The organism is Sorangium sp. So ce131 (assembly GCF_051519095.1).
Lineage (GTDB): Bacteria > Myxococcota_A > Polyangia > Polyangiales > Polyangiaceae > Sorangium.
Genome location: NZ_CP150455.1, coordinates 1,479,057 through 1,488,997 on the forward strand (window position 1 = coordinate 1,479,057; position 9,941 = coordinate 1,488,997).

Consider the following 9,941-nt stretch of genomic DNA (forward strand, 5'->3'; position numbering starts at 1 on the left):
TGAAACGCGATGCTCCTGCGCGATCTCAAGCTCCGGCACCTCAAGCGGATCGAGGCGCTCGACCTCGACTTCAAGAACGCTGATGGCTCCCCGCGTTCGTGGACGGTCATCATCGGGCGCAACGGGACCGCCAAAACGACGATCCTCCAGGCGATCGCGCTCGCCGCAGCGGGCGGTTTCCGGGCAAACGCGCTCGTTGAGGACATCCGCGAGAGCCTGCCGGACAAGCGGTGTCCAGGCGAGCCAGCAACCATCGAAGCCGATTTTACTTTCGGCCCAATAGGCCAACGTCCGGACAACCATCCGCTGCTCGACGAGAACGAACGTGCTCGTCTGTGTGCTCCACGCTATGAGCGCTGGCTCCGGAGCCACGTTGAGATCCGAACGAACGCGCTGCTCGTAGGGCACTCGAAATATGTCGACCGGAGTGACCATGGTCCACTGGACGGCAGGGGCGTCCCGGAGGATCCGCTCATGGCGGCTCGCGAGGAGAATCGTTCTCTCTGGTTCGTCGCCGCCTATGGCGTCGATCGGCGGCTCCCCCAGGTAGCGCGGGCGCCGTTCCGCCCACCGCACCCGCCGACCGATCGCTTGTGGCCTATCTTCAGGCCATCTCAGCTGATCGGGCTAAACTTCGAGGAGGTGCTCGATGAACGGCTCTCCCAGAAGTACGCTTCGCTGTTGAAGGCCGTTCTCTTTCGCACCGAGGATCTCGTCCCGGGAATCGTCGGATTGGAGCTCCGGGGGCGCCGCGCTCGCACGCCGAGCGACCTGATGATCTCCCCTCGTTTCATGCAAAAAATGGGGGACAAAGAGAAGGAGCTCAAGCTTCCTGCCACATGGCTGTCACACGGCTATCAGTCCGTGCTCGCCTGGGTGTCAGATCTGGTTGGCCAGATCACGCTGGAGGCGGGATCCAGGGTGGAGCCGAAGGACATGGAGGGGCTCGTCTTGATCGACGAGGTCGACCTGTACCTGCATCCGTCATGGCAGGTTGGGCTCGTGCAGGCGCTGCGCGAGACCTTCCCTCAGATGCAGTTCGTGGTCACGACGCATTCACCGATCCTGCTTACGGCGTTCCGTCGCGAGGAGGTCGTGGTGCTCGACTTCGACGAGCAGGGCAATGTCGTGCGTAGCGACACCCCGCGGGATCCGCGGCTCATGACGGCGACGGAGCTCTACGAGTGGTTTTTCGGTATCAACAAGCTGTACCCCTCGGAGCTCGGCGACAAGCTTGACACCTACAACCGCATCGCGGCCAATCCTTTCCGAACGAACGAAGAAGACGCGCTGGCGCCGGTCCTCCGTAAGGAGCTCGAAAGCGAAGGGATCACCCCGGGCGTGCCGCTCTCGCCGCGGCGGCGTGCCACCGGGACGTGAGCGATGATCCGGATCGTGCGCGGCTCGGAGCCGCAGCAGGTCATCGATGCCCGGGAGGAGCACCTCTCCCATGCGATGCTCGAGTCCGGAGAGGACGGCCCCGAGGAGGCCGAGGGATACGAGATCGCGCGGCCCGATCTCTATACGCGCCAGTTCGCAAAGTGCGCCTACTGTGAGAGCTGGGCCCAGGTGGAGTCGCAACCCGCCGAGCACTTTCGCCCGAAGAGGCGCCCTTCACGTATAGACTGGAGCGCCCTCAAGGAAAGCCGCCAGAGCTCGCTTGCAAAAATGGACGAGGCTCGCTTCGCGCGCGGGCTCCCGCCTCAGGAGTTCGAGCGGGTCCGATGGCCTGACCCGAACAGGCAGGCACATCCCGAGCGTGGGTACTGGTGGCTCGCATGGACGTGGGAAAACCTCGTCTTCGGCTGCGTGTCGTGCAACGGCCGGAAGGGTACGCGCTTCCCGTTGACGAGAGGGAGCGCAGCCCTCGGCCTCCACGAGGTGCCGCCCGGAGCCGAGCAGCCACTGCTGCTCGATCCTACAGATCCGAGCACCGATCCGATGGATCGTTATCGAGTTTCGGTGGGATGGCAAGCATTGGAAGCCATTTCCAATCAAGGACGACGCACGCGCAGCGTGGACGATCGCGGTCCTGGGCTTGGATAGCACGTCGCTGCTGACGCTTTACAGTGCCAAGGTCAAGGCGCTGGACCAGATGGCGCGAACATTGAAGCAGGCCGTCGACGGCGACGCTTCCGAGGAGACGGTTCGGTCGGAGTGGAGCGTGCTGCGCGAGTGTGCGCTGGCTCCGCAGCAGAACTTCCTTGCGCTGACGCACGACTGGCTTGCAGACACCTTCGCCGTCGCGATCCAGCGTTACGGCTTGTCCCTCGTGCGACCCCTTCTGTGCCATCCCGACGCGCGCGGCTGCGCCGAGCCCCAGCCTTCCCTGCCTCATCGGCCTGACCTGGGCGGACTATCAATTCCGCTTCAGTACCGTGTTCGCCGGCTGCGTCACTTCCAGGCTCGAGAGGAGGCCCTTCGCGCCCTGCTGGTCGACATTTGCAGCGAACGCCCATCAACAACCGACGAGCTGACGAACCTGCTCGGCCGTCCGAGCGCGCTCCCGGGACATCTCGGTGCACTGGAAGGGCGCGCGCTGGTGCGTGACGCGATGACCGGCCGCTGGAGTCCCGCCCCGGGCGCACCGCCTCCCAGCGGCCCACGGCGCGAAGCGTGAAGGGGTGCAGCGTGTAGAGCCCCAGACGGCACGCCGCGACCGCCAGGGACACGCTCACCTATCCCAGCTCGAGCGAGGTGATTCCGTAGATCTCGGCGAGCGGCAAGCTGGGAAATGGGCCGGTGTACATGCGGGCGGTCTCGAAGATGGCGGTCATGCCATGCTCCCGTGCAAGCGCCGCGGCGTCGGCGTTGGGCTCCGGCGCGTCGAGGAAGAGCGGCTGCCCGTCGGCGGTCTCCGCGAGCGCGGCGAAGAGGGATCGCGCCACGGCGGGATCGTCGGCGAACAGCGGCCCGATGCGCTTGCCCCGGTGCGCGGTGCGCACGCAGCCGTAGCCCGCGAGCCGGCCGCCCCGCCGCACGCCGAAGCCCACGAGGTTGGGCATCGCGAGCCACGGCTCGAGGAAGCGGCGCCGCTCCGTCGGGAAGTGGCGCGTGTCGTAGGCCAGCACCTCATCGAACGAGAAGGCCCCGAGCGGCTCGACGTCCACCGGCCGCGGGAGCCCAGCCCTCCCGGCGCCCTCGTAGCGGAGGTGGCGGAACGCGCTCGCGAAGCCCGATTTGCCATAGTTGCCCTGCTGCGCCACGACCCCATCGAGCCCGACATTGCGCCCGGCCAGATAGGCCATGCCGGCTTGCCACAGCGCGAGGCCATAACCTTTCCCGCGGTGCCCCGGCCGCACAATGTAGAGGCCGAGGAAGCCGAAGCGGTCGTCGTAGGCGACCACCGAGATCGAGCCGATGGCCACGCCGTCCAGCTCGCCGACCAGGAAGCCGTCGGCGTCGGTCGCGTAAAAGGTCTCAGCGTCGAGCTGCCCCGGATTCCAGCCCTCCGCCGCAGCCCAGGTGACGGCGAGATCGAGATCATCGCGCGCCATGCGTCGAATCGAGAACGTCATGACGTCACCCACCCTGCCAAGGGTGGACCTGCCGCCGGTAACGTGCCTGACGGGCCGATGAGGCAGCGCCTCGGACGGATCGTCGTCATCTTTCGTACCCTCCCCTCCGCGCAGGGGAGCACGCCGAACGCGTCGTCGCAACAGGCCGAAGATCGCCTCTCCGCGACCGACGGAAAGCTCCCGAGCGAGCTCCTCAACCTCGCCACGCCGCGCTTCGCGCTGGTGACAGCGGAGGGCGCCGGAGCGCATCCGGCCTCTTGAGGCGCCCTGCCGAGAGGAGCGCTCCCCGAGCGCTGACGCCCCGGGGGATACGAACGCCGAGCTCAGGCTGCGTACTCGGGCAGCGTGAAGTCGGTCGCCGCGTCCTTCACCAGGCGCTCGAAGAGGCCAGTCATCCACGGCGCCGTGAGGAAGCCATAGAGGGTGTTGCGGAGCCAGAGGCCGGCGCTGGTCCGCGGGGCGAAGAACGAGCCGGCGCGCTGCGCGCCCTTCTGGCACCCCGTCGCGTAGGGGCGGAGCATCGATTCGTACCGCGCGAAGGCGGCGCCGGGATCGCCGGCGCGGGCGAGCTCGCCGGCGAGGACGTACGCGCCGACGATGGCGAGCGAGGTCCCCTGTCCGCCGAGGGTGCCGCCGTAGGCGGCGTCGCCGAGCAGCGCGATGCGCCCCTTGGCGTACCGGTCGACGTGGACGGTGGCGATCGCGTCGACGTAGAGGTCGCGCGCGTGGTCGAGCGCGTCGAGGACGCGAGGCGCGAGCCAGGGCATGCCGGCGAAGGCCTCGCGGAGCGACCCCCTCAGCTGGCCCTCGTCGCGGCGCTCGGCGCTCGTCAGCGGGCCGCCGACGTGGATGAGGAACGCGCGCGCCTCCCCCGGCGACGCCGGAAAGAGCCCGACCGCGCGCCCGGGGGCGCTGAAGATCCGCGCCTCGTGCGCCCCGTCGAGGAGGTTCGGCAGGGCGAAGGTCGCGATCCGGTGGCCGTGGTAGCGGAGGAAACGCGACGCGTCGCCGAAGGCGAGCGCGCGGACCTTCGAGTGCAGGCCGTCGGCGCCGATCACGAGGTCGAACGTCGCCGGCGCGCCGCGCTCGAACTCCACCGCGACGGCGTCGCCGCGATCCTCGAGGCCGGTGATCTGATCCCCGAAGCGGTAGTCCACCGTCTGCCGCGTGCGCTCGTGGAGGAGGCGCACGAGGTCGCCGCGCAGGATCTCCACGTCGCCCGACGCCATCACCGCGGGCACGGTCACGCGCGGCCTCGCGTCGGCATCGAGGAAGACCATCGCGGCCGGCCGGGTGCGGTGGGCGTGGATCGGCTCCCAGAGGTCGAGCCGCTCGAGGACGGCGCGGTGGATCGGACCGCGGAAGTCGACCGCCTGCCCACCCTCGCGGAGGGCGGGCGCGCGCTCGACGACGGTGACCTCGAAGCCGCGGCGGTCGAGGCAGAGCGCGAGCGCGGGGCCGGCGATGCCGGCGCCGGAGACGAGCACATGGGGCCTGTTCATCGTGTTTCCTCCAGGATGCGTACGCTGTACCAGGTTGTTCGTACACAGTACGTACTGTCCCTGGCTCCGCCACTGCTCAGCGCGTTTCACACGTCGATTTACGTGATATGTGCTAGATCAGCGCCCTGGGTCTGCTTGGTTTCAGGCAGCACCTCGTGGCCTCCTCGGTTTATCTGTACTAGTACAACTGCCCCATGAGACGAACAGGTGCCGAGCCGCCGTACCGCCGCATCGCCGCCGAGCTCCGGCGTCGGATCGAGTCCGGCGAGCTCCGTCCAGGGGATCGTGTGCCGTCGACGCGCGAGCTCGCGCGGGCGCACCGCGTCGCGACCGCGACCGCGGCCCACGCGCTCAAGGACCTCGCCGACGCGGGCCTCGTCCGCGGGGTTGCGCGCGTCGGCACCGTCGTCGCGCCCTCGCGCCCGCGGGCCCCACGCGAGCAGGAGCTCACGCGCGCGCGGATCGTCGAGGCCGCGATCGCGATCGCCGACGCCGAGGGGCTCGGCGCGCTGTCGCTCCGCGGCGTGGCGGCGAAGCTCGGCGCGCCGGTGATGTCGCTCTACCGCCACGTCGCGAGCAAGGAGGAGCTCGCCTCGCTGATGACCGACGCCGTGCTCGGCGAGGCCGCGCTCCCGGCGGCGGTGCCGCCCGGCTGGCGGGCGCAGCTCGAGGTGTCGGCGCGCGTCCAGTGGGCCGCGTTCCGACGGCACCCGTGGCTCGCGCGCCTCATCCGCATGACCCGGCCCGAGCCGCTCCCGAACGCCATCGCGCACGCGGAGTGGATCCTCCGGGCGCTCGACGGTCACGGCCTCGACGGCGCGGAGCGGATGAGGCTCCACATCGTCCTGCACGGCTTTCTCCAGGGGATCGCGATGAACCTGGAGGCCGAGATCGACGCGGCGAGCGCGACCGGGATGACGGACGACGAGTGGATGCAGGGGCGGATCGCGCAGTTCGGCGCCCTCGCGGCGTCGGGGCGTTACCCCACGTTCGCGCGCGTCCTCGGCGAGCTCGCCGAGGCCGAGGGCTTCCTCTTCGACTTCGACGAGCTGTTCACCCTCGGCTTGCGCGCGCTCCTCGACGGGTTCGCCCGCGTGATCGAGCGCGCGCCGGAGGGAGCTCGCGCCCGCTGACGTTTGTCGCAGCGGCGCGGGTCCGTCGTGCCCTCCCGCGTTCAGCGCCGGAGAGCCCGCGTGCGGGCGGCGGGGAATGCCGCCGTAGGCCCCGGCCAACAGGTGTTGGCCTCAGCCTACAGCCCGGAGCCAGCGCGAAGAAAGGCAAAGGCTGGAGCGCTCGCCGTCGATGCTGGTCCGCGGTGTGCAAGCGCGAGCACAGGCACATCGGAGAGGGTCCTCATGAGAATCATCAAGAATCGATCACACCTCGCGCTGTCGCGGCGCACATTCATCTCCACGGCAGCGGCTGGCGTCGCGGGGGTCGCGACCGGCATCGGCGCCGAGGCTCACGCGCAGGCGGCGTTCAGGCCGCGCGTCTCCGGCCTCACGCTCACCTCGGCGCATCTGGCTGAGCTCCGAGACGCCATCAGCCGAGGCGGCTATTCGATGCTGAAGGTGGTCGCCACCAGCAACTGGGGCCTGTACGACCGCTCGATGACCGATCCGGCCACCATCTCGGAGCTCTGCGCGCTGACGCCGATCACGCTCGTGCGCACCTTCACGGGCGACCGCGGTCACGTCGACGCGAACCAGGTCGAGGCGGAGATCGCGCCGTGGTACGCGGCCAAGGCGAGGAAGAGCGACCTCATCATCGAGCTGGGCAATGAGCCCAACACGGCGGGCGATCACACGGGAGACAACTGGCGCAGGCAGAACCGCGCGTGGAAAGAAAACTACATCTGGGAGAACCGTTATTACCTGACGGAGGCGATCGCCCGCTGCCGGCAGCGGTTCCCCCAGGCCAAGATCGTCACCTGCTCGCTCGCCCCGCGCGCCGACCTGGATGTCGAGTGGTTTTTGCAGATCTATGCGCAAGGCGCGGACAGCCCGCTGTACAGCGCGGATTTCGTCGCCTTGCACGCGTACAACGGCGGTGATGAGAGGTGGGACAGGTGCCACGACCTCCCCCTGGTGCTCAACCTCTACGGCCGGTACGCGAGCACGAAGTCGTGGATCATGACCGAGGTAGGTCTACACACCGACGAGACGAGGGCGCAGAAGGGATCGCGCATGGCGGGGCTCATGCACTATGCCGAGAGCAACCCCGTGCTCCCGTGGAACGTCTGGGGGTTCTGCTACTTTCATCTCGCCCTGGAGCGAGACGGTCGACCGCTGGCCGGCGACAGGGCCGCGGTGTTTTACGGGGAAGGGGACTCGGCCTACAAGCAGCGGGTGGACGCGGGGAGGCTGCGGCAGACGCCGATCGGATGGCTCGACGGCATCGACTCGAGCGGCGTCGCCACCGGGTGGGCGGTCGACCCTGATTTGCCGGCCAGCGTGCGGGTTCAGTTCTGGCTGACCGGCCCGGGCACCGCTGGCCTTCGGCTCATCAGCGGCGCCAACATGGTCAACGCCGACCTGCCGCGCCTGGATGTCAACGCCTATCTCCAGATGGCGGGCGATCACGGCTTCTCGTACCGGATCCCGGATTCTCTGCGCAACGGCACCCAGTACAACCTGCACGCCTTCGCCTTCGACCGGACCGGCGACCTCCACGCCGAGCTCTCGGGTTCGCCGAAGCCGTTCCGCTTCTGAGCGCGGCGCCGCACCAGCGCCCGGCGAGCGCCGTTCCGGGCGCCGATGACCGCGGGCGCCGAGATGTCTCGCGACAGCGCCCGGCGCGGGGGCCCGGGCGGTGAGCGCTCACGGTCGCGCTTCGCCCGGTCCCTCGGCTCGGCGCGGCGTCAGTCGTCGGTGTCGCGCACCGACAGGTCCAGCCCGGTGAACGTGCCCGTGAGGCCGGTCTTCCTGACCGCCATCGCGTCGGCGGCGGTGTCCCGGGTCATCGTGGCCGAGGAGACCGTCAGCGTGAGCGTGCCCCTCACCGGGTCCCTCACCTCGACGGTGCCCGAGGCGTTGCCGCCCACCAGGTTGGTCCTGATGTCGACGGTCACCGTGACCGTCTGGCCGGCCAGGTTGCGCATCGTGCCGGTGCCTCGCAGCGTCTTCTGCAGGTTGACCTGGCCTGCCGCGAGGTTGCCGCTGAGGAGATCGCCGTCGAGCGCGTAGGGCTGGGCGCCCTCGAGCCTGAGCTTCACGATGTCCCGGCGCGCGCCGTACACGGTGTCCGTCACCGGCCGCAGCGTGCGGGTGTTGCCGGCGCTGTCGGTCACCTTCAGCGTGGTCGTGACCGGGCCGTTGAGCGGGAAGCTCTGGCTCGTCGAGGGCCCCGTGCTGGTCGCCCTCGTCGTCCTGCCCTCGGCGTCGACGAACGTCCAGTCGCGCCGGGTGATGGAGCCGTCCGGGTCGCTGGTGACGTCATCGGTGAACGTGCTGGTGCGTGCGGCGGCGTTCCAGACCGGCGCGTCGATCGAGCCGGTCGACATCGGCGGCTTCGGGTCGGCGACGCCGATGCCGGCGGCGGCCAGCATGCGGGTCACGCTGAAGACGTCGGACGGCGCGATGTTGCCCGTGCGCAGGTTCGCGTCGTTCACCCCATGAAGCATGGCGGCCTTGATCTGTTGCGGCGTGAGGTCCGGCCGAACAGACCGCAGCAGCGCCGCCGCCCCGGCGACCATGGGGGATCCCAACGACGTGCCCGCCTGCGATGACGACGCGCCGGGGGTGCCGGGGATGACCTGCGCGGTCACGATGATGCCCTCGGAAGGGGCCACGACGTCGGCGTACGTGCCGTAGTTGGCGCCGCCGCAGATGCGCGTGCGGGCTTCCTCGGGCGTGCCGGCACACGGGGCCTTCCACCGGCCGCCGGCCTGGTTCGATCCGGTGACGACCACGATGTTGTCGAAGTTGAACGGCGCCTCCGAGAACGCGCCGGGGTAGGACCTGGTGCCTCGGGGGAACGCCGTGATGTACCGGCGCTTGTAGGGCTTGCCGTCGACGGTGATGTCCTCGACCGTGCCGTTCTGCCACTTCGTGCGCTCGCCGGCGGTGAGGTCGCCGGCGAACTTGCTGTACGAGCCGGCGATGGACGAGAGGCACCCGTCCCTGGCCGTGGTGGCCGTGCTGCCGGGGGCGTCCGGATCGGCCGGATCGTACACCTGGATCGATAGGAGGTCCTCGCTCGCCAGGCGATCGTGGTCGATGCCCTCGTTGCCGGACGCTGTGACGATGAGCACGCCTCTGTCCCGCGCCTTCTGCATGACCGCCCGGAACGGCTCTGCGGCGAGCGGCGTGGTCAGGGTGCCGAGGGACATGTTGATGACCTTGGCGCCGCGATCGATGGCGTGGTCCAGCGCCCGCAGGGTCGCCGTCGTGATCGTCTGCGTCAGCGTGGGATCGTCGCTGCGCACCCCGGTTGCGCAGAGATCGCTCTGGTCGACGATGCGCAGCGGCATCACCTTGACCGCGGAGGTCGGCCCGGCGAGGCCCGCGCCGAGGAAGCCGTTGCCGGTGTTCGCGGCGGCGAGGCTGGCGACGAACGTCCCGTGAAGGGAATAGCCGAGGATCCAGGCCGTCGCGTACGGCTGGTCGAAGCGGAAGTCCCACCCGGTGACGGTGCGGTCCCTCATCTCGGGGCTGCCGAGCTCGATGTTGGCGTCGATGACGGCGAGCGTGGTCGTCGTCGCCGGCAGGTCCTTGACGGTCGCCCAGCCCTCGAGCGCGCGCGTCGCGTCGAGGTGCCATTGCATGGCCGACGCCGGATCGGACGGCTCGACGACGTGGATGGGCGCGGCGGCGTGCGCCGGGGCGACGGTGAGCGCGACGGCCGCGGCCAGCCTGGCGGCGTGCACGCGGGCGGCGCGGCGGGTGAACGCGAAGGGTAAAACGAGCTTTGTTGTCATGAG

At 69.5% G+C, this 9,941-nt stretch carries 8 protein-coding genes; 5 read left to right on the forward strand and 3 right to left on the reverse strand.

Features of this window, described 5'->3' with window-relative positions; genetic code table 11:
• The first annotated feature begins 9 nt into the window (after window positions 1-9).
• From WMF43_RS05375 to WMF43_RS05385, 3 genes are read left to right on the forward strand one after another with little or no spacing between them, the layout of a single operon-like run.
• Window positions 10-1,380, forward strand: a complete 1,371-nt coding sequence (locus tag WMF43_RS05375; RefSeq protein ID WP_437677934.1) for an AAA family ATPase — start codon at window positions 10-12, stop codon at window positions 1,378-1,380.
• Window positions 1,381-1,383: 3 nt separating this feature from the next.
• Window positions 1,384-2,046 (forward strand): hypothetical protein, encoded by a 663-nt coding sequence (locus tag WMF43_RS05380; RefSeq protein ID WP_437677936.1) that lies wholly within the window; start codon window positions 1,384-1,386, stop codon window positions 2,044-2,046.
• On the forward strand, window positions 2,039-2,620 hold the full coding sequence (locus WMF43_RS05385; RefSeq protein WP_437677937.1) for a hypothetical protein: 582 nt from the start codon (window positions 2,039-2,041) through the stop codon (window positions 2,618-2,620). The genes WMF43_RS05380 and WMF43_RS05385 overlap by 8 nt, the downstream gene beginning before the upstream one ends.
• Window positions 2,621-2,678: 58 nt before the next feature.
• Here the strand turns inward: WMF43_RS05385 and WMF43_RS05390 are convergent, their stop codons facing one another.
• Together WMF43_RS05390 and WMF43_RS05395 are read right to left on the reverse strand one after the other, a co-directional pair.
• Window positions 2,679-3,767, reverse strand: a complete 1,089-nt coding sequence (locus WMF43_RS05390; RefSeq protein ID WP_437677939.1) for a GNAT family N-acetyltransferase — start codon at window positions 3,765-3,767, stop codon at window positions 2,679-2,681.
• Window positions 3,768-3,841: 74 nt separating this feature from the next.
• Complete coding sequence (locus tag WMF43_RS05395) at window positions 3,842-5,020, reverse strand: FAD-dependent monooxygenase (RefSeq protein ID WP_437677941.1); 1,179 nt, start codon at window positions 5,018-5,020, stop codon at window positions 3,842-3,844.
• 194 nt (window positions 5,021-5,214) lie between these two features.
• Between WMF43_RS05395 and WMF43_RS05400 the strand changes: the two genes are divergently transcribed.
• Window positions 5,215-6,153, forward strand: a complete 939-nt coding sequence (locus WMF43_RS05400) for a TetR/AcrR family transcriptional regulator C-terminal domain-containing protein (protein WP_437677943.1) — start codon at window positions 5,215-5,217, stop codon at window positions 6,151-6,153.
• A gap of 222 nt (window positions 6,154-6,375) precedes the next feature.
• Window positions 6,376-7,731 carry a hypothetical protein gene (locus WMF43_RS05405; protein WP_437677945.1) on the forward strand — a complete coding sequence of 452 codons (1,356 nt, stop codon included), beginning with the start codon at window positions 6,376-6,378 and terminating at the stop codon, window positions 7,729-7,731.
• Window positions 7,732-7,880: 149 nt separating this feature from the next.
• Here the strand turns inward: WMF43_RS05405 and WMF43_RS05410 are convergent, their stop codons facing one another.
• Complete coding sequence (locus WMF43_RS05410; RefSeq protein WP_437677946.1) at window positions 7,881-9,938, reverse strand: S8 family peptidase; 2,058 nt, start codon at window positions 9,936-9,938, stop codon at window positions 7,881-7,883.
• Window positions 9,939-9,941 lie beyond the last annotated feature (3 nt).

What these genes read in the sequence shown, in the direction of transcription:
- WMF43_RS05375 (WP_437677934.1), top strand. Translation starts at nt 10, where the DNA reads ATGCTCCTGCGCGATCTCAAGCTCCGGCACCTCAAGCGGATCGAGGCG.
- WMF43_RS05380 (WP_437677936.1), top strand. Translation starts at nt 1,384, where the DNA reads ATGATCCGGATCGTGCGCGGCTCGGAGCCGCAGCAGGTCATCGATGCC.
- WMF43_RS05390 (WP_437677939.1), bottom strand. Translation starts at nt 3,767, where the DNA reads ATGCGCTCCGGCGCCCTCCGCTGTCACCAGCGCGAAGCGCGGCGTGGC.
- WMF43_RS05395 (WP_437677941.1), bottom strand. Translation starts at nt 5,020, where the DNA reads ATGAACAGGCCCCATGTGCTCGTCTCCGGCGCCGGCATCGCCGGCCCC.
- WMF43_RS05400 (WP_437677943.1), top strand. Translation starts at nt 5,215, where the DNA reads ATGAGACGAACAGGTGCCGAGCCGCCGTACCGCCGCATCGCCGCCGAG.
- WMF43_RS05405 (WP_437677945.1), top strand. Translation starts at nt 6,376, where the DNA reads ATGAGAATCATCAAGAATCGATCACACCTCGCGCTGTCGCGGCGCACA.
- WMF43_RS05410 (WP_437677946.1), bottom strand. Translation starts at nt 9,938, where the DNA reads ATGACAACAAAGCTCGTTTTACCCTTCGCGTTCACCCGCCGCGCCGCC.